This is a genomic window from Roseomonas sp. OT10 (assembly GCF_020991085.1).
GTDB lineage: Bacteria > Pseudomonadota > Alphaproteobacteria > Acetobacterales > Acetobacteraceae > Roseomonas > Roseomonas cutis.
This window is the reverse complement of record NZ_CP087719.1, coordinates 4,964,806-4,990,219: the sequence shown is the minus strand read 5'-3', so window position 1 is coordinate 4,990,219 and position 25,414 is coordinate 4,964,806. Positions and strand designations below refer to the sequence as shown.

General features: G+C 71.5%; 22 protein-coding genes. 8 read left to right on the top strand and 14 right to left on the bottom strand.

Translation table 11 applies throughout. The annotated features are described in order from the left end of the window. Window positions 1-484 precede the first annotated feature (484 nt). The 4 genes from LPC08_RS22715 to LPC08_RS22700 all read right to left on the bottom strand — a co-directional run bounded on the left by LPC08_RS22715 (window position 485) and on the right by LPC08_RS22700 (window position 4,178). The gene (locus LPC08_RS22715; protein ID WP_230450494.1) at window positions 485-1,468 is read right to left on the bottom strand and encodes a Bug family tripartite tricarboxylate transporter substrate binding protein; all 984 of its coding nucleotides are present in this window, start codon (window positions 1,466-1,468) and stop codon (window positions 485-487) included. 100 nt (window positions 1,469-1,568) lie between these two features. After that, entirely contained in the window at window positions 1,569-2,507 is a 939-nt protein-coding gene (locus LPC08_RS22710; protein WP_230450493.1) for a dihydrodipicolinate synthase family protein, read from the bottom strand. A 95-nt stretch (window positions 2,508-2,602) separates the two neighbouring features. Beyond that, complete coding sequence (locus LPC08_RS22705) at window positions 2,603-3,076, bottom strand: cupin domain-containing protein (protein WP_230450492.1); 474 nt, start codon at window positions 3,074-3,076, stop codon at window positions 2,603-2,605. Window positions 3,077-3,236: 160 nt separating this feature from the next. Continuing rightward, on the bottom strand, window positions 3,237-4,178 hold the full coding sequence (locus LPC08_RS22700; RefSeq protein WP_230450491.1) for a mitochondrial fission ELM1 family protein: 942 nt from the start codon (window positions 4,176-4,178) through the stop codon (window positions 3,237-3,239). 102 nt (window positions 4,179-4,280) lie between these two features. Between LPC08_RS22700 and LPC08_RS22695 the strand changes: the two genes are divergently transcribed. Then, window positions 4,281-5,027: an orotate phosphoribosyltransferase gene (locus LPC08_RS22695; RefSeq protein ID WP_230450490.1), complete on the top strand. Its 747-nt coding sequence runs from the start codon at window positions 4,281-4,283 to the stop codon at window positions 5,025-5,027. A gap of 28 nt (window positions 5,028-5,055) precedes the next feature. On the opposite strand, the gene LPC08_RS22690 is transcribed toward LPC08_RS22695, so the two are convergent. From LPC08_RS22690 to LPC08_RS22680, 3 genes are read right to left on the bottom strand one after another with little or no spacing between them, the layout of a single operon-like run. After that, on the bottom strand, window positions 5,056-5,916 hold the full coding sequence (locus LPC08_RS22690; protein ID WP_230450489.1) for an HNH endonuclease signature motif containing protein: 861 nt from the start codon (window positions 5,914-5,916) through the stop codon (window positions 5,056-5,058). Further along, window positions 5,913-6,629: an OmpA/MotB family protein gene (locus tag LPC08_RS22685; protein WP_230450488.1), complete on the bottom strand. Its 717-nt coding sequence runs from the start codon at window positions 6,627-6,629 to the stop codon at window positions 5,913-5,915. The genes LPC08_RS22690 and LPC08_RS22685 overlap by 4 nt, the downstream gene beginning before the upstream one ends. Window positions 6,630-6,640: 11 nt before the next feature. Beyond that, window positions 6,641-8,422: a hypothetical protein gene (locus LPC08_RS22680; protein ID WP_230450487.1), complete on the bottom strand. Its 1,782-nt coding sequence runs from the start codon at window positions 8,420-8,422 to the stop codon at window positions 6,641-6,643. Between the two features lie 217 nt (window positions 8,423-8,639). Here LPC08_RS22680 and LPC08_RS22675 point away from each other — a divergent pair, with 217 nt between their 5' ends. The 3 genes from LPC08_RS22675 to LPC08_RS22665 all read left to right on the top strand — a co-directional run bounded on the left by LPC08_RS22675 (window position 8,640) and on the right by LPC08_RS22665 (window position 12,469). Continuing rightward, the gene (locus tag LPC08_RS22675; protein ID WP_230450486.1) at window positions 8,640-10,292 is read left to right on the top strand and encodes a peptide ABC transporter substrate-binding protein; all 1,653 of its coding nucleotides are present in this window, start codon (window positions 8,640-8,642) and stop codon (window positions 10,290-10,292) included. Between the two features lie 307 nt (window positions 10,293-10,599). Continuing rightward, on the top strand, window positions 10,600-11,532 hold the full coding sequence (locus LPC08_RS22670) for an ABC transporter permease (protein WP_230450485.1): 933 nt from the start codon (window positions 10,600-10,602) through the stop codon (window positions 11,530-11,532). A 10-nt stretch (window positions 11,533-11,542) separates the two neighbouring features. After that, on the top strand, window positions 11,543-12,469 hold the full coding sequence (locus LPC08_RS22665) for an ABC transporter permease (RefSeq protein ID WP_230450484.1): 927 nt from the start codon (window positions 11,543-11,545) through the stop codon (window positions 12,467-12,469). A gap of 45 nt (window positions 12,470-12,514) precedes the next feature. On the opposite strand, the gene LPC08_RS22660 is transcribed toward LPC08_RS22665, so the two are convergent. The 4 genes from LPC08_RS22660 to LPC08_RS22645 form a co-directional block, all read right to left on the bottom strand. Further along, on the bottom strand, window positions 12,515-12,790 hold the full coding sequence (locus LPC08_RS22660) for a YdhR family protein (RefSeq protein WP_230450483.1): 276 nt from the start codon (window positions 12,788-12,790) through the stop codon (window positions 12,515-12,517). A 14-nt stretch (window positions 12,791-12,804) separates the two neighbouring features. Continuing rightward, window positions 12,805-13,245, bottom strand: a complete 441-nt coding sequence (locus LPC08_RS22655) for a DoxX family protein (protein ID WP_230450482.1) — start codon at window positions 13,243-13,245, stop codon at window positions 12,805-12,807. Between the two features lie 181 nt (window positions 13,246-13,426). Next, complete coding sequence (locus tag LPC08_RS22650; protein ID WP_230450481.1) at window positions 13,427-14,275, bottom strand: fumarylacetoacetate hydrolase family protein; 849 nt, start codon at window positions 14,273-14,275, stop codon at window positions 13,427-13,429. Window positions 14,276-14,370: 95 nt separating this feature from the next. Further along, window positions 14,371-15,114 carry an SDR family oxidoreductase gene (locus tag LPC08_RS22645; RefSeq protein ID WP_230450480.1) on the bottom strand — a complete coding sequence of 248 codons (744 nt, stop codon included), beginning with the start codon at window positions 15,112-15,114 and terminating at the stop codon, window positions 14,371-14,373. A gap of 324 nt (window positions 15,115-15,438) precedes the next feature. On the opposite strand from LPC08_RS22645, the gene LPC08_RS22640 reads away from it, so the two are divergent. The 3 genes from LPC08_RS22640 (at window position 15,439) to LPC08_RS22630 (ending at window position 20,977) form a co-directional block, all read left to right on the top strand. Then, window positions 15,439-16,743 (top strand): efflux RND transporter periplasmic adaptor subunit, encoded by a 1,305-nt coding sequence (locus LPC08_RS22640; protein ID WP_230450479.1) that lies wholly within the window; start codon window positions 15,439-15,441, stop codon window positions 16,741-16,743. After that, window positions 16,740-19,853: an efflux RND transporter permease subunit gene (locus LPC08_RS22635; protein ID WP_230450478.1), complete on the top strand. Its 3,114-nt coding sequence runs from the start codon at window positions 16,740-16,742 to the stop codon at window positions 19,851-19,853. The genes LPC08_RS22640 and LPC08_RS22635 overlap by 4 nt, the downstream gene beginning before the upstream one ends. Before the next feature lie 77 nt (window positions 19,854-19,930). Next, a complete protein-coding gene (locus tag LPC08_RS22630; RefSeq protein ID WP_230450477.1) occupies window positions 19,931-20,977 on the top strand; it encodes an alpha/beta hydrolase in 1,047 nt (348 codons plus the stop codon). Window positions 20,978-20,988: 11 nt separating this feature from the next. Here the strand turns inward: LPC08_RS22630 and LPC08_RS22625 are convergent, their stop codons facing one another. After that, window positions 20,989-22,575, bottom strand: coding sequence for an ABC transporter substrate-binding protein (locus LPC08_RS22625; RefSeq protein ID WP_230450476.1), 1,587 nt, complete (start codon window positions 22,573-22,575; stop codon window positions 20,989-20,991). A 225-nt stretch (window positions 22,576-22,800) separates the two neighbouring features. Between LPC08_RS22625 and LPC08_RS22620 the strand changes: the two genes are divergently transcribed. Further along, window positions 22,801-23,607, top strand: a complete 807-nt coding sequence (locus tag LPC08_RS22620; protein ID WP_230450475.1) for a UDP-2,3-diacylglucosamine diphosphatase — start codon at window positions 22,801-22,803, stop codon at window positions 23,605-23,607. Window positions 23,608-23,676: 69 nt separating this feature from the next. Here the strand turns inward: LPC08_RS22620 and LPC08_RS22615 are convergent, their stop codons facing one another. Next, the gene (locus LPC08_RS22615) at window positions 23,677-23,967 is read right to left on the bottom strand and encodes a hypothetical protein (protein WP_230450474.1); all 291 of its coding nucleotides are present in this window, start codon (window positions 23,965-23,967) and stop codon (window positions 23,677-23,679) included. Between the two features lie 153 nt (window positions 23,968-24,120). Then, window positions 24,121-25,317 carry an L-2-hydroxyglutarate dehydrogenase gene (lhgD, locus tag LPC08_RS22610; RefSeq protein ID WP_230450473.1) on the bottom strand — a complete coding sequence of 399 codons (1,197 nt, stop codon included), beginning with the start codon at window positions 25,315-25,317 and terminating at the stop codon, window positions 24,121-24,123. Between the last annotated feature and the right edge of the window lie 97 nt (window positions 25,318-25,414).

Here is a 25,414-nt window from a genome sequence, read left to right as displayed (position 1 = left end):
TGAAGCCTACCGGAAGCACCAGACTCCCAGCGGGGACCGGGGCCCGCTTGTGGCCCCGGCAGGGGAGGGTCTGGGACGGGGATCGACGCACGGCGTCGATGCCGCAGGCCGGCGTCCCCTTCCGGTCCCTCGCCCGAACACCACAGCACAATCGGTCAGGTCATCCCAACGTCGGTATGGGCATCTTGTCGAGGGTGCTGCGAGGCACGACAGCCTCCAACCCGGTCGTGTCATTGGTCAGGGGCTTGTCCTGGAATCTGGAGACGGCCTCCCGGGCCTCGCGGAAATTGCTGGCCGTTCGACCCGTGCGGCCTCGACAAAGCGGCCCGGGCCGATGCTGAACGACGTGCGCTCCGGCGAAACCCTGGCGCCCGGCAGCACCAAGTAGCTGGTGCCCTCATCCGCCGCCCCGGCAGCGCGGCGCCAGGCCCCCGCGCGGGGGGGGGAGGCCCGCGGGGCACCCTGCCGGCCCCGGCGCCGCGCGTCACTCGGCGGCGATCCTCCCGGACTGCACGACCTCCTTCCAGCGCGCGATCTCCTGCTTCTGGAAGGCGGCGAACTCGGCCGGGGTGCTGGCCACCACCTCGAAGCCGATCTCTGCCATGCGGCGCATCGTCTCCGGCGTGCGCATGGCCGCCACCGCCTCGCGGCTCAACCGCTCCAGCACCGGGGCGGGAAGGCCCGCCGGCCCGCCGAAGCCCTGCCAGGAATAGACCACGAAGTCGCGCAGCCCCGCCTCGCCGGCGGTCGGCACCTGCGGCAGCAGGGGGCTGCGCTCCTCCGAGGTGATGAGGATGGGCTTCACCCGCCCGTCGCGGATCTGCGGCGCGATGGAGCCGAGGTTCTGGAAGGAGAGCTGCACGTTGCCGGCGATCAGGTCGGTGGTCGCGGGGGCGCCGCCGGCATAGGGGACATGGGCGATGTCGGTGCCGGTGCGCTGCTTGAACATCTCCATGGTGAGATGGTCGGAGGAGCCGATGCCGCTGGTGGAATAGGACACCTTGCCGGCGTTCTGCTTCAGCCATTCCACCAGCCCGGCCAGGTCGTTCGCCGGCACCTGCTGCGGGTGGGCCACCAGCACGTTGGGCGTGCGGACCGTCTGGGTGATGGGGGTCAGTTGCGTCACCGGGTCGTAGCCCAGGTTCGGCCGCAGCGCGGCGTTGATCGCCCAGACGCTGATCGGCGCGTGGATCAGGGTGTAGCCGTCCGGGGCGCTGCGAGCGACGAAGCGCGTGCCGAGCTCGCCCGTCGCGCCGGGCCGGTTCTCCGCCACCACCGCCTTGCCCAGTGCCTGCTGCATCGGCACCGCCATGGCGCGGGCCACGATGTCGGAGGAGGAACCCGGGGCGAAGGGGACGATGATCGTCAGGTTGCGTGCCGGCCAGGCCTCCTGCGCCCCCGCGCGGCGAGGCAGCAGGGCGGCCGCCGGCATGAGCGCGCCGCCGGCCAGCAGGGTGCGACGGTGCATGGGGTTCCTCCCGTTCTGATTCCGGCACCACCCTGCCATGAACGATTCCGGAAGGCACCCGCCGCGGCGGGGAAGGCGCGGCGCCCTCCCCGGGGGCTGTTCAGGCCGCGAGCTTCTCCGCCCGGCGGTCGAAACGGGCGAGGCGGCGGAGCAGGTACTCCACCTCCGTCTTCGCCTTGGCGGACATCCCCGCCGCCGGCTTGCGCTGGGCGTCGGAGGCGATGATGCCGCGCTTGGCCATCACGTACTTGCGGATGGCGAGCCCCACGCCCGGCTGCTGCTCGTAGCGCAGCAGCGGCAGGTGGGCGTCGAACAGGTCGTGCGCCGCGTCGCGCTTCCCCTCGGCCTGGAGGCGGACGACCTCCACCAGCATGTCGGGGAAGGCATAGCCGGTCATGGCGCCGTCCGCGCCCCGCTCCACCTCGAAGTCGAGGAACAGCCCGCCATTGCCGCAGAGGATGGAGATCGGGCGCAGCGACCCGTCCGCCTGCCAGCCGCGCAGGGTGGAGATCTTCTCCAGCCCCGGCCAGTCCTCGTGCTTGAGCATGACGCACGAGGGGTTCTCGGTGACGATGCGCTTGATGACGCCGGGCGTCATGACGACGGAGAAGTTCAGCGGGTAGTCCTGGATCACCCAGGGGATGTCCTCGCCGATCGCCTCGACCGCCTGGCGGTAGTAGCCCGCGATCTGGTCGTCGGTGCGCAGCGTGTTCGGCGGGGCGATCATCACCCCCGCGGCGCCGGCCTCCATCGAGGCCGTGGCCAGCGCCCGCATCGCCGCGAAGCCGGGGGCGGAGACGCCCACGATCACCGGCAGGTCGCCGGCGCGGCGGATGAAGCGCCGCGCGATCTCCAGCGCCTCCGCCCCGTCCAGCTTCGGCGCCTCGCCCATCACGCCCAGCACGGTCATGCCCGTGCTGCCGACCTCGCGGTAGAAATCCGTCATGCGGTCGATGGAGTCGAAATCGATGCGCCCATCCGCGTGGAACGGCGTGGGGGCGATCGGGTAGACCCCTTTCGCGGTGTGGTCGAGCGGCATCGGTCCCTCCGGCGGGTTGGCAGCGGTCGGGGCCGGTTATGCACCCGCCGGGGGATTTGCCAAAGGCGCGGCCGCCGCGGGCCAGGGCCCTCGGTTCATGGCACCGGGTGGGTGTCGTCCGGCCGCTGCGGCGGCAGCTTGATGGCCAGCGTCCGGAAGCGCCCGGTGGTGGCGCGCGAGCCGGCATGGTGCGTGCCGCGCGGGATGACGATCAGGTCGCCCGGCTTGATCTGCACCTCCCGGTCGTCCAGCCAGAAGCTGCCGGCGCCGTCGAGGATGAGCTGGATCTCGTCCGCATCCTTGTGGAAGTGCTTGAACACGTTGCCGCTCTGCACCGCCACCGTGCCCTCGGGCGTCGCCACCAGCAGGCGGGAGCGCAGGTCGGTGTTGTTGACCAGCGGCCCGATCTCCTCGTCCGTCATGCTGAGCAGGTTGACGATGCGCGGCGTGGGCGCGGCGCCGGCCGGCTGCGCCCCGGCCGGGGGCAGCAGATGCGGGGCGAGCAGCCCGGCGGCGAAGGCGGCGGCCAGGCCGGCGCAGAGGCGGATGCGACGGGCGGGAAGGCGCATGGGTGTCTCCTCCTGGGATGCGGCCGTGCGGCCGTCCCGGCGCGAGTATGACAGGCGGCGCGGCCCCCGGAAGGGATCGGCCCGGCTGGATCGACCCGGCTGGATCGACCCGGATGAACCGGTCCCGGCGGGCCAACTCGGATGGGCCGGCCCAGGCGGATCAGTCCGGCACCCAGCCCCGCTCGCGCAGCAGCGCCGCGACCCGGCCCGTCTCGTCCAGCGGCGCGTGCGGGGCGGGGGTGGCGCCCCCGTCCAGCATCCCGGCGACGCCCGCCGCGACCAGGCTCTCGGCCAGCCGGCGGTGGCGCCCCTCCTCGCGGGTCGCGACCAGAACCGGCGCCCCGGTCGCCCCGGCCTCCGAGAGCATGGAGACGCTGTCCCCCGTGACCACCACCGCATCCGCCCAGGCCAGGAAGCCGGCATAGGGGTTCGGCCCCGCATCGCCCCAGCGGAACAGCCGGTGCGGCAGCGGCGCCAGCGCGGCGGCCAGGGCGGCGGTGGCCTCGGCCCCGGTGCGGCGGCTGGCGGTGGCCATCACCCCCGCGCCGGGGAAGCGGGCCAGCAGTTGCGGCACCAGCCCGGCGGCGAGGCCAGGGTCCATCCCCTCCCCCCGCACCGGCCCGCCCAGCAGCAGCGCCACGCGCGGCCGGGGCAGCGCCGCCAGCGCCCCCCATTCCGCCCGCGCCGCCACCAGCCGCTCCGGCGAGAGGCGGTGCAGCGCGCCCAGCACGGGCAGCAGGTTCGGCGCCGGGGCGGGCGCGTCGTGGCGGCCGACCAGCAGCAGGTCGAAGTCGCGCGCCCCGAAGCCCGGTCGCATCATGTGCACCGTCCGGGCGCCCCGCGCCCGCAGCCATCTCGCCACCGGGGCGGAGCGCCGCCCGGCCGAGAGCACCAGCGCGGGCGCCGGCTGGCCCGCGACGCGGGCCCGGGCCTCGCGCGTCAGCCCCGCGAGCGTCGGCACGGGCCAGGGCAGCCGGGCGAGCGGCCCCCATTCCAGCGGCACGGTCCGGAAGGGCACGCCCAGCCGCTCCGCAAGCCCCAGCGGCTGGGCGGCGGTGCCGGCGCGGGGATCGGCCAGGACCCAGACGCGATCGCCGCTCACGCGATGCCCCACGCGGGCGGTTCCGCCCGGCTTCTCCACGCGGGCGGTTCCGCCCGACGCCGTTCTGCCGTAACCCTGACACCCGAAGGAGCCTCGACCCGCATGACTGCCCGACACGCCCCCGAACCACGAGTTTCCGACTGGGACCGCGACGCGGCCCTCACCACCGCGCGGATCCTGCTGGAGATCAAGGCGGTCAACTTCCGGCCGGAGGAGCCCTACACCTTCACCTCCGGCTGGAAGTCCCCCGTCTACATCGACGTCCGCCGGATCATCTACTTCCCCCGGGCGCGGGCGAAGATCTGCGAGCTGGCGGTGGAGAAGATCGGCCGCCACATCGGCTACGAGACCATCGAGGCCGTGGCGGGCGGCGAAACCGCCGGCATCCCCTACGCCGCCTGGATCGCCGACCGGATGATGGCGCCGATGGCCTATGTCCGGAAGAAGCCCAAGGGCTTCGGCCGCAACGCCCAGATCGAGGGCGACGTGCCCGAGGGCAAGCGCACCCTCCTGGTGGAGGACCTGACCACCGACGGCGGCTCCAAGATCGCCTTCGCCCAGGCGCTGCGCGACGCGGGCGCGATCTGCGACCATACCTTCGTCATCTTCTTTTACGGCGTGTTCCCCGGCGCCTTCCAGACGATGAAGGAGATGAACCTCACCCTGCACCACCTCTGCACCTGGTGGGACGTGCTGGAGGCGTGCCGCGAGCAGCCCTATTTCGAGGAGAGCGCGCTGCGCGAGGTGCGCAAGTTCCTGGAGGACCCGGTGATGTGGTCCAAGAGCCATGGCGGGGTCGGCAGCGCCGAGGAAGCGAAGGCGCTGATGAAGGCGAAGACGGCGGGGTGAGGCCGGAAGTCGAATGATGGACCAGACTTCAGCCGCGTGATCTGCTTTTGCGGAGGGTCTCTATGGCCTTCCTTTGCGCATCAGAAATGCGGTACCAGCGTGGGTGTTCTTCGACGTGGCACGATTTGCATAGGGCACGCAGGTTGCTCCATGCATTGTTACTGACCACGCCGTCGCGGTGATGCGTATCGAGGAGCCCCTGATTCTCCGTGCAGTCCACGCCACATCTCTCACACCGCCAGTTCTGGAATTTCCGGTACTCCTTCGAAACCCTGTTCCAATCCGCAGTGTAACCGAAATGACGAGCGGTCTCATCGGTTCGTGACGGAACATGTTCGAAGTGGGTCGAATGAGTTTCCAGAAATTCGCGGCGCGAAAAGTTCCTAACTCGCTCATTCCGCGCCTCGGCATCGCACCGACGATAGTCCCGCCAATTAAGGAAACTCAGGCAAAGCCTACAGACATGCAAATCGGCTCTTCCAGACTCCAAATCACCACTTTCCGTCCTCACGACCATTTTGAACGACTTTTCAGCCTCATCCGTAGCAACGTACCGTTCAAATCGTCCGCTGCGCTTCATTTCATCCAGCTTGCGACACCAAGCAACATGGAAGCGCGGCAGGAGATTGTCCGGACCACCCGCAGAAGCGAGGGATTCGAAGGCACGACTGGGTTCCATGATGTACAGGAAGACCCGCACACCCTCAGCAGTAAGAGTTCCGGCTTCCCCAACTTTGAGATCTTCAAGGCTGACTTCTTTCTCGAAGATCGGGCGAGGAGGCTCGACCGGCAACCGGTCGCGCACTTTCCAGTCCCAGGACGCTTGCGGAGCTCCCATCCGGACGCGCAAACGATCCAGTTCTGCCAGCCATGACATGACGTCGTTCATCGGACAGCGTCCAGCACGCGCAGAACTTTCTCCCTGGCACGTGTCACCACTCGAAATTCGACCCGGCGGGACCGTTCGGTATCCTCCTCGGCATTCAGCCGCGCAATCGGGCGAGCCGAGGCAAGTCCGTTCGCAGTCACTGTGGACCTTGCCCAGTCACGATAACTCTCAAGAGCCCTCGCCGTCAGCACAACTTCCAGTACTGAACGAGTACGGTCCTGCGACAACGCCATGTTGCGGAAGAAGGCGTCGGTCGGGCTCGTCGCACCGTTCCATTCCGAGGAGGTATGTCCCTCAATGCGCACCTCTTCTATACTGGTGCTGTTACGCGACAACACCGCCAGATACCGAGGCAGAAACTCTTCCAGCACTCGGCGGAATTCGGGGCGCAACCTCGCCTGCCCCTGCTCGAAGAGTAGGTCAGGCGCGCGAAACCGCACCGCAAGGCGCGCGCGATCCAGTTCGCCTCCCCATCGAGGAAGATCGGAGCCGATGCTCTGTTCCAATTCATCGGCAAGGCGTCCTTCGTCCTCTGTAAATGCCACGACGATCTGCCGAACGCGCTCGCGCGCCTCCTCTAGGTCTGCATTGCGGTCCACGAGCGGTCGAAGATAACTCACGGCCAGGAACAGGAAAATGATCATCAGACCTGACATCAGGTCCGCCACGGAGAGCCACTGCTCACCCTCTTCTGGCGTGACCTTTCGCCGCATTAGTGCGGGTGTCATCGGCGCCCCTCATGCTCAAAGGACGGTCGCTCGCCACGGAAATTCTGACTGCGTTCCACAATGAGGAGTATCTCCCGAAGGCGGTCAGCCAAGGGTCTGTAGTCACTGGCAAAATGACTGGTGATGGACACCAGTGATTTTCCGAAATCTTCGACGACATCCTGGAATTTCTTGTTGATCTCCGTATCTACCCAACGGATCTGCTGTCCCAGGCCATCTGCAATTTTGCTGAATTCTCGTTCGGTCGTGGTCTGAAGCTGTTTGGCCACAGCATTTACCGTGCTCGTGAGCTGCGCCAAGCTTGCTTCATTCGCTACCCGCAACCGCTCCTGCAAGCTGACACCCAGGTCGTCGATTGCCTTGCGGACATGCTCACCAGAGGTAGACGCGTCCTCGCGAAGACGTTCGAAGCCTTGTCGGAGAGCTTCCAAACTTTTCTCCTGCGTAGTCTGAGCGGCCTCGGCCCCGGTCTTTACCGAGACCGCGACGGACTCGACGGACTGCGCGGACCTTTCCAGTGCGGTCGTGGTCCTCGACGCGGCACCCCCAACGGCCAGGACAAACCCGTCAGCGTGCTCAACCAGGGCGACGCCGTGTGCGCGGGTTGCCTCGCGGAACTCATCCACTGCCCGGCGGCTCTCCGCCATTGCAGTGCGGACATCTGCTGCGAACGCTTCGGTCATCTCCAACAGTTTGGCCTGAATCGTCGGGAATGCGTTCTGCGCCTTCTCGGCCATGTCCCGAAAGGCAGCGAGACGACGTTCCAGATCGTCACGTAGCCGTGCGGACGCTGTCAAAGTCGCTTCCATCGAGGCAGCAAACTGAACGAGATGACCGCTGCTCGCAGCGATCGCCTCGATGCCTGCCCGCGCGGCCCGAATGCCAGCCTCTCCCTCCCGCAGGGCCGCGGCGTTCGCCTCCATTTGCGTCCGGTATGCCTCTTGCCAGTCCAAAAGGCGCCCGACGGCGGCATTCAACTGCTTGAAGTTCTCACCGAACTGCTCGCTCAGTTTGCTGTTGAAATAACGGATCAATCCTTCCAATGCCTTCACCAGCCCGGCAGTGACGCCCTCGGACAATGTAGCGGCAATACCCCTCACCTCCCTCACCAATGCCAGGGCAGACTCGTCGGCCGTCCGCCGGCTTTCCGCAAATTGTCTCTCGATCTCATAGCGCAGTTCGCCGCCTGTGCGTTCGGCTGCGGCTGCCGCGTCCTGACCGGCCTTACGAGTCGAGCGCAATTCGTCCACAAGTTCGTTGCGAAGCTTTTGTACCTGCGTTACGAGACTCGAATCGCCGTCACCGACTAAACTGCCCCGGACACGATCAAGCCCCGCCACCATATCGCGCCTGGTTTGTTTCGCCTCGTCGCTAATGGTTCCTAAAAGGGCGATGACGGCCTCAGCACCACCATCCTCCGTCATCGGTCCACGCTCGCCCACCACGATCGAGATCAGTTTGACCAGAAGACCTGATCCCGTTCCGATAACGCTTGTCACGAAGGCCGTCTTCATCCCGTCCAGCAAGAGCGGAACGCTCGCGTTGAGGTCCGCGACATTGAAACGGAGAAGGCCGACAAGGATGCCGAAGAACGTGCCCAGGACGCCCAGGGCGGTCAGCATTCCCGGTGCGATCACTGTCAGACGGTTGAGGGGGCGCACAGACAGGAACACGCCGGCGATGGCCAGCATGGCCAAGGCGAGGATGGCGCACGTAAACAGGAGGTTCAGCGGCGGCTGCAGAGCGGCAGCCAAGACTTCCATGAGCATGAACGCCATCCTGTTCTTCGCTCGCCATGACGGATAGAATCTTAGTAAAAAAATTTAGACGCTAGTGCGCTTTCCGGCAGTGAATACCACTTTGGGTAGAATATCCAGCCGCGCCCAGACAGCCCCGGGCCTTGTGCGACGGTTCGGAGTGTCCGAACTTGCGGGAATGCTGCCATTTCCAGTCCTGCTTCAGGCTCGCTGGCCGACGCGCTTCACGCATCGCTTCATGGCGGCAGTTGCTATCTCAGCAATCGCTTCGCCCGTCACGGCACAACCCCCGCCACCCGCCCGCGAGCAGCTCACCATCGGGATCACCCAGTTCCCCTCGACGCTGCACCCCAACATCGAATCCATGGTGGCGAAGTCCTACACGCTGGGCTTCACCCACCTGCCGCTCACCGCCTACGGCCCCGACTGGACGCTGCAATGCCTGGGCTGCGACACCCTGCCCTCGTTGGAGAACGGGCAGGCGGTGCGGGAGACGACGCCGGACGGCAAGCCCGGGCTGCGCGTCACCTGGCGCCTGCGCGAGGGGCTGCGCTGGGGCGACGGCACGCCCGTCACCGCGGAGGACCTGCGCTTCGCCTGGGAGGCCGGCCGCGCCTTCGAGACGGGCTTCGGCGGCGCGGAGTTCTATCGCTCCGCCTACGAGTTCCTCTCCGACGACCCGCGCAGCGTGACCCTGCGCTTCGACAAGGTCACCTTCGACTACGCTTCCGCCGGCAACTTCGTTCCCCTGCCCGCCCGCCTCGAACGCCCGCGCTGGGAGGCGGACAAGCGCGGCTACCGCTCCCGCACCGGCTACGACACGGAGAGCGCCAACCCGGGCCTGTGGAGCGGCCCCTACCGCGTCGCCGGCGTGCAGCCCGGCGCCAGCATCGCGCTGGAGCGCAACCCGGGCTGGACGGGCCCCGCCCCCGCCTTCCAGCGAATCATCATCCGTGCCGTGGAGAACACCGCCGCGCTGGAGGCGCAGCTCCTCGCCGGGCAGGTGGACATGGTCGCGGGCGAGCTGGGCCTGCCGCTGGACCAGGCGATCGCGCTGGAACGCCGCACCGGCAGCCGCTTCCGCTTCGAGTACAAGCCGGGCCTGGTCTGGGAGCACATCGACCTCAACCTGGACAACCCGGTCCTGGCGGATGTCCGGGTGCGGCAGGCGCTGCTGCTGGGCATGGACCGCGGCCGCATCGTGCAGAGCCTCTACGGCGGCCGTCAGCCGGTCGCCGCCACCGGCATCCACCCGGACGACCCGATGTCCGACCCCGAGGTCCGCCGCTGGCCCTTCGACCCCGCCCGCGCCCAGGCCCTGCTGGAGGAGGCCGGCTGGAAACCCGGCGAGGGCGGCATCCGCCGGAACGCGGCGGGCGAGCGACTGTCCTTCGAGTTCATGACCACCGCCGGCAACCGCGCCCGCGAGCAGGTGCAGCAGGTGATCCAGGGCATGTGGCGCGCCATCGGCGTGGAGGCGCGCATCCGCAACGAGCCGCCGCGCGTCCTCTTCGCGGAAACGCTGTCGCAGCGCCGCTTCACCGGCGGCGCCCTCTTCGCCTGGGTCAGCAGCCCGGAGAACGTGCCGCGCAGCACGCTGCACTCCTCGGAGATCCCGACCGCCGAGCGCAACTGGTCGGGCCAGAACTACCCCGGCTTCCGCAACGCGGAGATGGATGCGCTGATCGAGGCGCTGCCCGAGGAGCTGGACCCTGCGAAGCGCCGGCCCCTCTGGGCGAGGCTCCAGGCCATCACCGCCGAGCAGCTCCCCGCCCTGCCGCTCTGGCACCGCGCCGACGCGCATGTCTGGCCGCAATGGCTCGACGGCGTGCGGCCGACCGGGCACCTGAACTTCTCCTCGCTCTGGGTGACGGAGTGGAAGGTCCGGTAGGGATGGCGCCCGTGGCCCGGGGGAAAGGCTCCGCCTCTCCCCCGATACCCCCACTCTGCCGGGAGCAGAGCCCCTGGACCCCCTTGCACATGCGCGTGGTGCCGGGGGCGCGCCGGGGAGCCCGGCTCCCCGGCGACGGTAGCGCGGGCACTTGCGGCTGTTCCGCTATCCTGGCCAGCCTCCAAGCCCGCGCCGTCACGGCGCCGCCGCCCACCGATGGCGGACTCCCGGCGGGGTCCGGGGGCAGCCCGTGCCCCCGGCGGGGGTCCAGGGGGCGGCGCCCCCTGGGGGCCACGGGCACGGCGCCATGCTGGGCCTGATCGGCTGGCGCCTGCCGCAGATCGCGGTGACGCTGATCCTCCTCTCGCTGGCCGCCTGGTTCGCGATCGGGCTGATGCCCGGCGACCCGGCCTCGCTCGCCATCATCATGGACCCGCGCCTGACGGCCGAGGACGTGGCGCGGCTGCGGGCGCTGCACGGGCTGGACCAGCCGCTGCTGCTGCGCTGGCTCGCCTGGGCGGGCGGGGTGCTGCACGGCGAGTTCGGCTTCTCGCGCCTCTATGCCCGCCCGGCGGCGGCGGTGCTCTGGCCGGCGCTGGGCTCCACCCTGGTGCTGCTGGGGGTGTCGCTGGCGCTGGCCGTGGGGCTGGGGGTGGCGATGGGGATGCTGGCGGCGCTGCGGCCGCGACTCGCCTGGGCGGTGGATGCGGCGACGGTGCTGGGACAGGCGGCGCCGGCCTTCTGGCTGGGCATCCTGCTGATCCTGCTCTTCGCCGTGACGCTGGGCTGGCTGCCGGCGGGCGGGTCCGCCGATACGGGCTGGCCGGAGGAGGCGCGCTTCCTGGTGCTGCCGGTGGCGACGCTGGCGCTGCACAACCTCGCCGCCTATGCGCGGCACACGGCGGCGGGGATGGGCGAGGCGCTGCGCCAGCCCTTCGTCACCGCCGCCCGGGCGCGGGGCGCGGGCGAGGCGCGGGTGGCCTGGCTGCACGCCTTCCCCCAGGCGGCGGTGCCCGTACTGGCGGTGGCGGCGATCGATGCCGGCGCGCTGGTCTCGGGCGCGCTGGTGACGGAGACGGTCTTCGCCCGGCCGGGGATGGGCAAGCTGCTCTACGACGCGGTGATGGGCAACGACTACAACCTCGCCCTGCTGGCGCTGCTGCTGGTGGCGCTGGTGACGATGCTGGCGACGCTTGCGGCGGATCTGGCACAGCGGGCGCTGGACCCGAAGCTGCGGTGAGGGGCGCGCGGTGACGGGAGGCGATGAGGCGGCAGCGGCCCCCGGTGGCGGGGCGGCGCCGGCCCGGACCGGTGCCCCGCCCCCGGCCACGCGCCGGGCCTGGCCGCTGCGCCTCTGGCTCGGGCTGGGGCTGCTCGGGCTGCTGACCCTGGCGGCCGTCCTCGGCCCCGCCCTGGCCACGGCGCACGGTCTGGAGGCGGAGATGCCCGACCTGCTGGAGCGCTTCGCCCCCGCCTCCGCCGCGCACCCGCTGGGGCGGGACGAGCTGGGCCGCGACGTGCTGGCGCGGCTGCTCGCGGGCGCGCGGGTGTCGCTGGCGGTGGGGCTCGCCACCGCCCTGGTCGCCACGGCGCTGGGCACGGCGGTCGGCGTGCTGGCGGCCTGGAAGGGCGGCTGGGTGGAGGCGCTGCTGATGCGCCTGGCCGACGGGCTGCTGGCCCTGCCGGCGCTGCCGCTGCTGGTGCTGCTGGCGGCGGCGGACACCTCCGTCATCGGCCTGCCGCGCGGCGAGGCGACATCGGACGTGATCCGCATCGTCGCCATCCTGGCCGCCTTCGGCTGGGTCGGCGTCGCGCGGCTGGCGCGGGCGGCGGCGCTCTCCGTCCTGGCGCGGGACTGGGTGCGGGCGGCCCGCGCCCTGGGCGCCAGCGAGGCGCGGGTGCTGGCGCGCCACGTCCTGCCCAGCCTCGCCGCGCCCGTCTCGGTGGCGGCCGCGCTCTCGGCGGCGGGGGCGATCCTGGCGGAAAGCACCCTCTCCTTCCTCGGCCTGGGCATCCAGCCGCCCGTCCCCTCCTGGGGCAACATGCTGGCCAATGCCCAGGACCTGGTGCTGTCGGCGCCCTGGGTGGCGCTCTGGCCCGGCCTCGCCATCGTCGCGGCGGTGGCGGGCTTCACCCTGCTGGCGGATGGGGTGCGGCGGGCCGGGGCAGGCGGATAGCCGCCCCGCGCGGGACAGCGAGAACCGGGGCGCCGGGGGACCCGGTCAGTGCGCGGCGGTCAGGCGCACCCGCACCGGCATGACGCCGATGGCCGCCAGCCGGGCGGCCTGCCGGTCGCGATAGGCCTCGGCGGAACGGCGATCGGCGAAGCGGTAGATGCCGCCGGCCAGGCCCTGCTCCGCATCCTCGGTCCAGATCTTCCAGCACAGGCCGGGAATCCGCGGCAGCTCCTCCGCCATCTTCCGCAGGACGTCGTCCACCGCCCCCGCCGCCGGACCGCGCGAGGGGAATTCCATGACCAGCGTCACCGCCCGTTCCATGGCCGTTGCCCCTGTCAGTCGCGCGCCCGGCCGTCGATCGACCACCGGCCGCCGCCCTGGCCCGCCGCCATCAGCAGCCCGCCGACCAGGCCGACATTGGCCATGAAGGCGTGGAACTCGCGCACCGCCGCCTCGCCGGGCAGGGCCCAGTAGGCGTGGAAGACATAGGTGACGATGACGGTGAAGGCGACGAGGCCCAGCGCGGCGACCCGCGTGTACAGGCCCAGCATCAGCCCGAGCCCCCCCAGCGCCTGGCCCAGCGTGGCGATCACCAGCATCGGCTCGGCATGGGGGACGCCGAGCATCGTCATCGCCTCCACCGTCGGCTCCCATTCCGGGATGTGGCCCAGCGCCCCCAGCGCGTAGAGCGCCCCGAGGATCACACGGCCCACGGCATAGGTCAGGCTGGTGTCGCCCAATCCGGGCGCGGCTTCGGCGTGGACGGTGGCGGACATGGCGTGATCCCTCGGCCCCTTGCTGCCCCCCGCATCAGTGGTCGGGGCGCGCGTCACGAGGCTTCCTAGCGGTGCCGGGACGGGGGAGGCTCCACCCGAATGAGTGGAAGCCGCGGCCTTGCCAGGGCCGCGGGGTTGCAGCCTTGCAGGCCCCGGCGGGCGCGCCCGCCGGGGCCGGGCGTCAGCCCTCGGAGGCCACCGTGCGCTGGGTCTGCTCGCCCAGCCCCTCGATGCCCAGGCGGATGGTCTGCCCGGCCTTGAGGAAGGTGGGCGGCTTCAGCCCCAGCCCGACGCCCGGCGGGGTGCCGGTGCTGATCACGTCGCCCGGGTGCAGGGTGATGAACTGCGAGACGTAGGAGACGACCTTCTGCACCCCGAAGATCATCGTGCGGGTGGAGCCGTCCTGGTAGCGCTTGCCGTCGACCTCCAGCCACAGGCCCAGGTTCTGCGGGTCGGGCACCTCGTCCTTCGTCACCAGCCAGGGGCCGAGCGGGCCGAAGGTGTCGCAGCCCTTGCCCTTGTCCCAGGTGCCGCCGCGCTCGATCTGCCACTCGCGCTCGGAGACGTCGTTGCAGACGGCATAGCCCGCGACGTGGTCCAGCGCCTGCGCCTCGGACACGTTCTTGGCCTTGGTGCCGATGATGATGGCCAGCTCGACCTCCCAGTCGGTCTTCACGCTGCCCTTCGGGATGACGACGTCGTCATCCGGGCCGCTCAGCGCGCCGAGGGACTTGAGGAAGATGATCGGCTCCTTGGGGATCGGCGCGCCCGTCTCGGCGGCATGGTCGGCATAGTTCAGGCCGATGCAGACGAAGTTCTTCATCCCCGCGACGGGCGGGCCCAGCCGGGTGCCGGCGGCGACCTCCGGCAGGGTGGCGGTGTCGAGCCCGGCGAGCTTCGCCAGCCCCTCGGGCGACAGCGCCGCGCCGGCAAGGTCGGGGATCACCCCCGACAGGTCGCGGATCGTGCCCGACGCATCGAGCAGGCCCGGCTTCTCGGCCCCGTCCGGGCCGTATCGCAGCAGCTTCATGACAGTGTTCCCCTGGCGTTGAGCACCGGCCTGCCCCGCCCGGTGGCGGGGGGCCGGCGAGATGGGAGGCGCGCTGGGACGGGCGCCGGCGGAGGCTATACCGTCCAACCGCCGTCGATGACGATGGACTGCCCGGTGACGAAGGCGCTTTCGTCCGAGGCGAGCCAGACGGCCAGCGCCGCGATCTCCTCCGCATTGCCCAGCCGGCCCATCGCCTGGCGGGCGACGAAGGCGGCGCGGGCCGCCTCGACCGAGCCGGCGGCCGAGGCATTGGCGGCGATGCGCTCGCCCAGGCTGGGCGTGTCCACCGTGCCGGGGCAGATGCAGTTGCAGCGGATGCCCTTGCCCACGTTGTCGATGGCGACCGAGCGGGTGAGGCCCTGCACCGCCGCCTTGGTGGTGCCGTAGACGAAGCGGTCCGGCGCCGCCTTCAGCGCGGAGGCGATGGAGGCGATGTTCACGATCGCCCCGCGGCCCTGGGCCTGCATGCCCGGAAGGGCGGCGGCGATGGTCTTCCACATGGCGCGCACGTTTAGCGCGAAGGCGAAGTCCCATTCCTGGTCGGTGCAGGTCAGCGCCGTGTTCTGGTGCACGAAGCCCGCGCCGTTGAACAGGATGTCCAGCGGCCCGGCGCCGCCGATGGCGTCCTTCACCGCCGCGTCGTCCAGCACGTCGAGGGCGAGGGTCCGTGCCCCCTCCAGCCCCGCGAGCTTGTCCGCGTCGCGATCCGTCGCGATCACCTCCGCCCCCTCGGCGAGGAAGGCGAGCGCGGTGGCGCGCCCGATCCCCTGCCCCGCCGCCGTGAGGAAGGCACGCTTGCCGGCCAGACGTCCCGCCATGGTCCCTTGTCCCTTGTTCCTGCCGTTCACTGGTCGTGGCGGGGCCCGGCGCGCATCCCGGCGGCGCCGCGGCGCGCGGCCGCGTCCCCCTGCAACCGCCGCCACCGGTCCGGCCGGGGCGCCGGGCCGCGTCGCCGGGCACCCCGGGGCGCGGACCATCGGGGCGGGCGCGGCCGGGCAACCGCCCACCTTTCCACCCCGTCATGCTGCTTTCCCCCCGCCTGCGGTGACAAAGAGTGTCGGCCCTCCCGACCCCCGTCAACGTCGCGCGATCCGTGCCATATCAGCTCACGATCAGGGCCTGGATCCGGCCAGCGGAGAAACATGCCTCCTTCGATTGCGCCCCTTCGGCCGCTCCTGTCCGGGGCCGAGCCGCGTCATTCCGTGCTGCGCCGCAGCGCTGTCCGGCTTGCGGCCGCGGCCCTGGCCCTCCTCCTCCCCGCTGCGCCGCACGCCCAGGAACGCCCCGCCTCCCCGCCCGTCGCGGTCAGCGCCGCCCCCGCCACGGTCGGGCCGATGCCCGTGGAGGTGACCACCAACGGCAATGCCGAGGCGCCGTCCGTCATCTCCGTCCGCGCCCGGGTGGACGGGCAGGTGCAGCAGGTCCACGTCCAGGAGGGGCAGGTGGTCCGGAAGGGCCAGCTCCTCTTCACTCTGGACAGCCGCACGGCCCAGGCGCTGCTGGAACAGCAGCAGGCCAACCTGCAGCGCGACCGCGCCCTGCTCGCCCGCGCCCAGTCGGATGCCCAGCGCTATGCGAGCCTGCGCTCCGACGCCTTCGCCTCCGCCCAGCGCGCCGAGCAGGCCCAGGCGGACGCCCTCTCCCAGGCCGCCATCGTGAAGGCCGGCGAGGCGGCGGTGGAGCAGACCCGCCTGGCCGTGGACTACGCCACCATCCGGGCCGAGGCCGATGGCCGGCTGGGCGCCCTGCCGGTCAAGGCGGGCAACTTCGTCCGCGCCTCCGAGGGAGCGGTGCTGGCCACCATCACCCAGACCGACCCGATCCTCGTCACCTTCGCCGTGCCGGAACGCTGGCTGGGCGAGCTGCGCGCCGCCCAGGGAAGGGGCGAGACCCCGGCCGTGCTGGCGCATGCCCCGGATGACGCCCTGCCGCCGGCCCAGGGGGAGCTGGTCTTCATCGACAGCGCGGTGGACACGGCGACGGGCACGATCCGCCTCAAGGGCCGCATCGCCAACCCGGATTCCCGCTTCTGGCCAGGCCAGTACCTGGAGGTGACGCTGGTGCCGCGCACCGAGCCGCAGGCGCTGTCCGTGCCGGTGGCGGCGGTGCAGACGGGGCAGCAGGGCCGCTTCCTCTACGCCGTCCGCCCCGAGGCCGCCGGCCAGGGCGCCGCGCCGGCCCCCGGCGGGGCGGCATCCGGGGCGCCGCCGGGCGAGGCCGGCCGCCGCACCGGCACCGCCCGCCGCGTGCCGGTGCAGGTGGTGCGCTACGCCGCCGGCCGGGCGGTGGTGCAGGGCGAGCTGGCCGATGGCGAGCTGGTGGTGACGGAGGGCGCCCAGCGGCTCCAGGACGGCGCCCGCGTCGCCCTGCGCACCGAGCCCGCCGCCCGGCCCGGCCGCGGCAGCCCGCCCGGCGAAGGCCCGCAGGCCCAGGCCGCCGCGCGATGAACCTCTCCGCCCCCTTCATCCGCCGCCCGGTGATGACCGGGCTGCTGGCGGTCGCGGCGGTGATCGCCGGCATCCTGGGCTACCTCGCCATGCCCGTGGCCGCGGTGCCGCGGGTGGACTTCCCCGTCATCACCGTCAGCGCCCAGCTTCCCGGCGCCAGCCCGGAGACCATGGCGACCTCCGTCGCCCTGCCGATGGAGCGGGAATTCTCCACCATCACCGGGATCGACCAGATCTCCTCGACCAGCGGCCAGGGCACGACGCAGATCACCCTGCAGTTCGTGCTCGGCCGCAACATCGACGCGGCGGCGCAGGACGTGCAGGCGGCGCTGACGCGCGCGCAGCGGCGCCTGCCGACGGAGATGACGCAGCCGCCCTCCTACCGGAAGTCCAACCCGGCCGACGCGCCCGTCCTGCTGCTCACCCTCTCGGGCGGCGACGTGCCGCTCTACCGGCTGAACGACATCGCCTCGACGCTGATCGCCCCGGCGCTGTCGCGGGTGAACGGCGTGGCGCAGGTCGTGACCTATGGCGAGCAGCTCTACTCCGTCCGGGTGCGGATGCGGCCCGACCGCCTCGCCTCGATGGGGCTGACGCTGGACCAGGTCAGCGGCGCCATCGCCTCCGCCAGCTCCAACACCCCCGTCGGCACCCTCTCGGGCGAGCGGCAGCAGCTCGTCCTGCGTTCCAACGACCAGCCGGCGGACGCGGCGGAGTTCGGCGAGCTGGTGGTGGCCGGGCGCGGCGGCGCGCCGGTGCGGCTGACCGACCTCGCCGACGTGGCGGACGGGGTGCAGAACGACCGCGTCGCCTCCTACCGCAACGGGGTGCGCGGCCTGACGCTCGCCGTGCAGCGCCAGCCGGACGCCAACACGGTGGAGGTGGTGGACGGCGTCGTCGCCGCCCTCCCCGGCCTGCGCGCCGCGCTGCCGCCGGGCACCCATCTGGGCGTCGCGCTGGACCGCTCCACCTCCATCCGCGCCGCCGTGCACGACGTGCAGGAGAGCCTGGTGATCGCCATCGCCCTGGTGGTGCTGGTGGTCTGGCTGTTCCTGCGCCGGCTGATGGCGACGCTGATCCCGATGGTGGCGGTGCCCATCTCGCTCGCCGGCACCTTCGGGCTGATGTACGTGCTGGGCTACGGCATCGACAACGTGACGCTGCTGGCGCTGACGCTCGCCGTCGGCCTCGTCGTGGACGACGCCATCGTCATGCTGGAGGTGGTGGCGCGCCACATCGAGGAGGGGGTGCCGCCGCTGGAGGCGGCGCTGAAGGGCTCGCGCGAGATCGGCTTCACCATCATCTCCATCACCCTCTCGCTCTGCGCCGTCTTCCTGCCGATCCTGCTGATGGGCGGCGTGGTGGGGCGCGTGTTCAACGCCTTCGCCGCCACCGTCAGCCTCGCGGTGCTGGTCTCCTGCGTCGTCTCCCTCACCCTCACGCCGCTGATGGCCGCCTACCTGCCGGCGCACCCGAAGCCCAACCGGGTGGACGCGGTGCTGGAGCGCGGCTTCAAGGCGGTCGAGCGGGGCTATGCCTGGGCGCTGGACATCGCGCTGCGCTGGCGCTCCGTGGTCTGGCTCGGCTTCCTGGGCTCCGTCGCGCTCGCCGGCTGGCTGGCGGTGACCATCCCCAAGGGCTTCTTCCCCATCGAGGATACGGGGCTGCTCAACGTCTCGACCGAGGGGCCGCGCGACGCCTCCTTCGACGCCATGCTGGAGCTCCAGGGCCAGGCGGCGCAGATCATCCAGCGCAACCCCTACGTCGTCACCGTCGCCTCCAACGTCGGCGCGGTCGGGAACAGCCTCTCGATCAACCAGGGGCGCATGTTCGTGGAGCTGAAGCCGCGCGACCAGCGGCCGCCGATCGGCGAGGTGGTGCAGCAGCTCCGCCGCGAGGTCTCCCGCGTGCCGGGCCTCCAGGTCTTCCTCCAGCCGATCCAGAACCTGTCCTTCGGCGCGCGGCAGGCGCGGACGCTCTACATCTACACCCTCCAGGGGCTGGAGACGGGGCCGCTCTACGACTTCGCCCAGCGCGTCGCCGCCCGGCTGCGGCAGGACCACCTGCTCCAGGACGTGAACACCGACCTCCAGCTCGACGCGCCGGTGGTGCAGGTGCAGGTGGACCGCAACCGCGCCGCGGCGCTGGGCGTCTCCGTGGACCAGGTGCGGCAGGCGCTCTACTCCGCCTTCGGCTCGCGCCAGATCGCCACGATCTATGCCGAGGCCAATGCCTATCCGGTGATCGTCGAGGCCCTGCCGGAGGACCAGCGCGACGAATCCGGCCTGTCCAAGCTCTACCTGCGCTCCAACACCGGCCGCCTCGTGCCGCTCAGCGCACTCGCCAGCGTCACCCGCTCCACCGGGCCGCTGACGGTGGCGCACCAGGGGCAGCTCCCGGCCGCGACCATCGGCTTCAACCTCGCCCCCGGCGTGTCGCTGGGCGACGCCACCGCCTCCATCGAGCGGACGGTGCAGGAGCTGGGCGCGCCGGCCGGGGTGATCGGCGCCTTCTCCGGCACAGCGCAGATCTTCCAGCAGGCGCTGGCCGGCCAGGGGATGCTGGTGCTGGCGGCGGTGCTGGTGATGTACCTCGTCCTCGGCGTCCTCTACGAGAGCCTGGTCCACCCGCTGACCATCCTCTCCGGCCTGCCCGCCGCCACGCTGGGCGCGCTGCTGACGCTGAAGATCTTCCACCTCGACCTGTCGGTGATCGCGGTGATCGGCATCCTGCTGCTGATCGGCCTGGTGAAGAAGAACGCGATCATGGTGGTGGACGTGGCGCTGGCCCGGCAGCGGGAGGGCGAGGACGCGCTGACCGCCGTGCGCCACGCGGCCGTGCTGCGCTTCCGCCCGATCCTGATGACCACCCTGGCGGCCGCCGCCGGCGCCGTGCCGATCGCCGCGGGCTGGGGCGCGGCGGCGGAGCTGCGCCAGCCGCTCGGCCTCGCCGTGGTGGGCGGGCTGGCGGTCAGCCAAGCGCTGACGCTGTTCGTGACGCCCGTCCTCTACCTGGGCTTCGAGGCGCTGGGCGAGCGGCTCTCCCGCCGCCGGCGCATCCCCGCCGCCAATCCGCCTATCGGGCCGATCAGCCCGGCGCCGGCGGAGTAGCCCGGCACCGCTCATCACGGCTTCGCGACCGGGCCAAAGCGGCGCTAGGCTCCCTCCCGCACCGGAGGGAGCCAGCCTTGCCATCGGGACTGTCGCGTCGCGCCCTGCTCGCCACCCCGCTGGCCGGGGCCTCCCTGGCCGCCCTCCCGGCCGCCGCCGCGGAGCCGCCGCTGGTGCTGGCGGGCATGGGCTCCTTCCACCTGGGCGGGCGGGAGGCGACGGTCAGCGGCCGCCCGGCGCGCGAGGTGCCGGCCCAGCCCGGCCAGCCGCCGCTGCGCATCGATCCCAACGGCACCTACCAGGTCGAGGGGATGTACGTGCAGTACCACATCCCCGAGCCCCGGCGCGGCCGCTTCCCCCTCCTCCTCTGGCATGGCGGCGCCACCACGGGGGTGGTGTGGGAAAGCACGCCGGACGGACGCGAGGGCTTCCAGCAGTGGTTCCTGCGGCGGGGCTGGCCCGTCTACGTCTCCGACGCGGTGGAGCGCGGCCGCGCCGGCTGGGCGATGTTCCCGGAGATCACGGCGGGCGAGCCCGTCTTCCTGACCAAGGACAACCCCTGGGAACGGTTCCGCATCGGGCCGGGGCGCGGCTCCTACCACGGGCGGCTCCAGCATGCCGGCGGGCAGTTCCCGGCCGAGGCCTACGACGCCTTCACCCGCCAGCTCGTGCCGCGCTGGACGACGACCAACGCCGCCACCCTGGCCGCCTATCGCCAGCTCCTGCAACGGGTGGGCCCGGCGGTGGTGATGGCGCACAGCCAGGGCGCGGGCTTCGCGGACCGGGCGGCGCGGGCGGAGCCGGGCCTCGTGAAGGCGCTGGTGCTGATCGAGCCGGCCGGGCTGGGCGAGGCGGCCGGCGCGCCCCTCGCCGCGCTGCGCGACGTGCCGGTGCTGCTGCTCTACGGCGACTTCATCGACGGCGACGCGCGCTGGTCCGCGATCCGGCGCCAGGGGCTCGACCTCGCGGCGAAGCTGCGCGGTCTCGGCGGCACGGTGGACGTCGTCTCCCTGCCGGAGCGTGGGCTGCGCGGGAACAGCCACCTGCTGATGATGGAGCGCAACAACGCCGCCGTGGCGCGGCTGATCCAGGACTGGCTCGCCGCGCGCGGGCTGTGGGAGTAGCGGCCCCGCCGTCAGGCCGGGCGCACGTTCCAGAACACGGCATAGCCATCCAGCACGCCGGTGATGCCGTTGCGGTAGGCCGTGGGCTGCAGGTGCTGGCCGAGCGGGTAGTAGGGCACGTTCGCCATCGCCTCGATCTGGATGTCGCGGCAGATCGCGGCCTGCGCCGCCTCGTCCGGCGCCTCGAACCAGGCGTCGCGCAGGGATTCGATGCGCGGGCTCTCCGACCAGCCCGGGTATTCGCCGTTGCCGCGCAGGGCGATGTGGCCGGCGGGGTTCAGCCAGTCCGTGCCGGCCCAGGTGGTGACGAAGGCGCTCCACCCGCCCTCGGAGACCGGGCCACGCCGGTTGCGGCGCTGGAGCATGGCGTTGAACTCGACGGCGTAGATGTCCACGGTCATCCCCGCCTTCTTCATCATGTCCGCCGCGACGGCGCCCAGCGACACCCCGGCGGCGGTCGAGGAGGGCACCATCAGCAGCACCGTCTCGCCCCTGTAGCCGGCTGCCTTCAGGGCGGCGCGCACCTTGTCGTGGTCCCGCGCGCCCTCCAGCACGCCGAGCCCGGCGGTCGAGGCCATGGGCGTGCCCGGGCAGAAGAAGCCGAGCGGCGTGTGGTACAGCGAGGGGTCCGTCCCCACGATGCCCTGCATGAAGGCCGCCTGGTCCAAAGCCCCCCAGAGCGCCTGGCGGATGGCCGGGTTGTTGAAGGGCGGCTGGAGGTGGTTCAGCCGCATCATGCTGACGAAACCCGTGGGGTCGAGGTTGCGCACGGTGACGCCGCGCGCCCGCTTCAGCAGCTCCAGCTGGTCGTGATAGGCGTATTCCTGCCAGTCCATCTCGCCGTTGATGAGCGCGCTGGAGGCGGTGCCGGTGTCCGGCATGGTCGTCCATTCGACCCGGTCGTAGTGGACGACCTTCGGGCCGGAGGTCCAGGTCAGCTTGCCGTCCTTGCGCGGGACATAGTGCTCGAACCTCGCATAGGCATTGCGCGCGCCGGGCACGCGCTCGTCGGCCAGGAAGCGGAAGGGGCCGCTGCCGATCATCTCCGGCACCTGCTTGAACGGATCGGTCTCCGCCAGCCGTTCCGGCATCATGGCGCAGACCGGAACGGACGCCTTGCCCAGCGCGATCGGCAGCAGCGGGAAGGGACGCTTCAGCCGGAAGCGGATGGTCCGGTCGTCGGGGGCGGACAGCTCCTCCGTCGTGGCCATCAGCGTCCCGCCGAAGGGGTCGCGCTTCGCCCAGCGCCGGATGCTCGCCACGCAGTCGCGCGCCAGCACCCTCTCCCCGTCGTGGAAGCGCAGCCCGTCGCGGAGCGTCAGGGTCCAGAGCGTCCCGTCCTGCTCCACCACATGCCCGTCCACCATCTGCGGCGTGGCCTGGTAGCGGTCGTCCATGCCGTAGAGCGTGTCGAAGACCATGGTGCCGTGGTTGCGCGTGACATAGGCGTTGGTCGTCACCGGATCGAGCGTGACGAGGTCCTGCTGCGGGGTGAAGCGCAGGGTGGTGGCGGAAGCGGCCCGCAGGACGGACGGTGCCGACACCGCAGCCCCCGTCGCCATCAGGCCCGTGGCCGCCAGGAAGGTGCGTCGCTGCATCGGAAGACTCCGCTCGGGCCATGCCTCCTCCGGCCCGGTCCCGGTCTCCGGGTCGGGGAAGGCAATGCCGGGTGATGGCCGCGCGCGTCCCGGGCGGGAGGGTAGCGCCCCGCCCGCCCCGGTCAACCGGGCCGCTGCCGCGGCGCTCGCGCAGACGTCACCGGCGCGTCACGCGGCGGTCACGCGCCTCGCGTAAGCGCGGGGACGAACGGAACCGAGGGCCGCATGCAGCAGAGCCAGCCGAGGCGCCGCTACCGCAGCATCTTCATCTCCGACGTGCACCTGGGCACCCGGGACTGCCGTGCCGACTTCCTGGCCGACTTCCTGACGCGGGTGGAGTGCGAGCAGCTCTACCTCGTCGGCGACATCGTCGACGGCTGGCGGCTGCGCAAGTCTTGGTACTGGGATGGCGACCACGACGCGGTGCTGCGCCGGCTGCTCTCCATGGCGCGGCACGGCACGCAGGTCACCTACATCCCCGGCAACCATGACGAGATCTTCCGCGACTGGCTGGGGCTGGAGGTCGCGGGCATCCGCCTGGAGCGCCAGGCGGAACACCGCACGCTGGACGGCCGCCGCCTGCTGGTGATGCACGGCGACGAGTTCGACAGCGTCGTCTGCTATGCCCGCTACATCGCGCTGCTGGGGGACAACGCCTATACGGCGGCGCTGTACCTGAACCGCTGGTTCAACCTCGCCCGGCGGCGGCTCGGCTATCCCTACTGGTCGCTGTCGCAATGGCTGAAGCGCCAGGTGAAGGAGGCGGTGAAGGCCATCGACCGCTTCGAGGTGGCGCTGGCCACCGAGGCGCGGCGGGGCGGCTATGACGGCGTGGTCTGCGGCCACATCCACCATGCGGAGATGCGCGACGTCGGCGGCGTGCTCTACATGAACGACGGCGACTGGGTGGAATCCTGCACGGCCCTGGTCGAACACGCCGATGGCCGCTTCGAGCTGCTCGACTGGGCGCAGGAGAACGGGCTGAGCCTGTGGCGCGAGGCGCAACCGGGCAGGGAGGCCGTGCCGGCCTGAACGCCGGCCGCCAGCCCGCCCGGGCCGCCGCGACCCGCGGCCACCGGAGCGGCCACGGGTCGTCCCGCCTCAGCGGTTGGTGTTGGTCCCGGGGACCGGGCCGGTGCCGGAGCCGCCACGCGCCGAGGCGCTGTTGCTAGTGTCGCTGGGGGTGGCGCCCGTGGTGTTGCGGGTCGTCGGGACGCTGGCGGAGGCATCCGGCGTCACCACGGAGTTCTGGCCCGGCCTGGGCATGGGCGTGACCGGCTGGCCACCGGCCGTGGGCTGGCCGGCGGGGCTGGGCGTCTGCGCCCCGGCCGGAAGGGCGGCGACGCCCAGGCCGGCCGCGAAGGTGGCGGCCGCGAGAAGATTCCTGATCATGACTTGCGTCTCCCGGTCGCGGAAGGCCGGCCGATCCGGCCTGGCTGAACTCCCGTCGCGGACAGAACACCCGTCCGGCATGGACGTTCCCGCGCCGGATGCACACAAATGCGACAGGTTTCGCGGGACCTCCGGCGCTCGGTCGGCCCCTGGTCAGTTCCTGCCCGGGCGGCACTTGTCGGCGATCATCTCGCCGATCGGGATGGCCGAGGTCGCGGCGGGCGACGGGGCGTTGTAGACGTGCAGCATCCGGTCCGTCTCGCCGAACAGGAAGTCGTGGACCAGGGTGCCGTCGCGCATCACCGCCTGGGCCCGGATGCCCGCCTCCATCGGCAGCAGGTCGGCGAGCGTCAGGCTGGGGCAGTACTTGCGGCACTCCTCCAGGTAGCCCGGCTTCCAGAAGGAGTTCCTCAGCTCCGTCGCCGCGGATTTCCGGTTCTTCAGAACCGTCTTCCAGAAGCCCGGGAAGGCCGCGTACTGGAACAGGTCGCGCAGGTTGACGGAGCCCTTCGGATAGCCCTCCCGCGCGAAGCCCACCACGGCGTTGGGCCCGACCGTGACGCTGCCGTCGATCATCCGCGTCAGGTGGACGCCGAGGAAGGGCAGGTCCGGGTCGGGCGCCGGGTAGATCAGCGAGGAGACGATGTCGTTGCGGCTGGGCGGCAGGCGGTAGTACTCGCCGCGGAAGGGAATGATCTGGTGGCGGATTTCCAGCCCCGCCAGCCGTGCCAGCCGGTCGGATTGCAGCCCGCCGCAGACGATCAGCCGCTTCGCCGTCCAACGCCGCTCCCCGGCCTGCACCTCGACCTCGGCCGCCGTCTCGCGGATGCCCGTGACCTCCGTGCCCAGGGCGATGACGCCGCCCGCCGTCTGGATCTCGCGCCCCATGGCCTCGCAGATCTGCAGGTAGCTGACGATGCCGGTGGAGGGCACGAAGAGCGCGCCGAGGCCGGTGATGTTGGGCTCGCGCCGGCGCAGCTCCGCCGCGTCGATCCGCTCGACCTCCACGTCGTTGGCGACGGAGCGCTCGTAGAGCGCCTCCGTGCGCTGCATCTCCCGCGCGTCGGTGGCGACGATCAGCTTGCCGCAGACCTCGAAGCGGATGTCGTGCTTCTCGCAGAACTCCTTCGTCGCCTGGGCGCCGCGCCGGCACAGCTCCGCCTTCAGGCTGCCGGGGGCATAGTAGATGCCGGCATGGATCACGCCGCTGTTGTGGCCCGTCTGGTGGCGGCCCAGCCCCTCCTCCTTCTCCAGCAGGATCAGGCTGGCGCCGCTCTCGCGCCGCAGCAGCTCGCGCGCCGTGGCGAGGCCGACGATGCCGCCGCCGATGATGCAGTAGTCGTGGATCATGCGTCCCTCGCGTGCTGGCCCTGCCCGCGCCGATCCGGCCGGGGTGGCACGGTGCGGCGGGACGGGCGGTGCGGAGGGCCCCGAGGCTTCCGGGCCG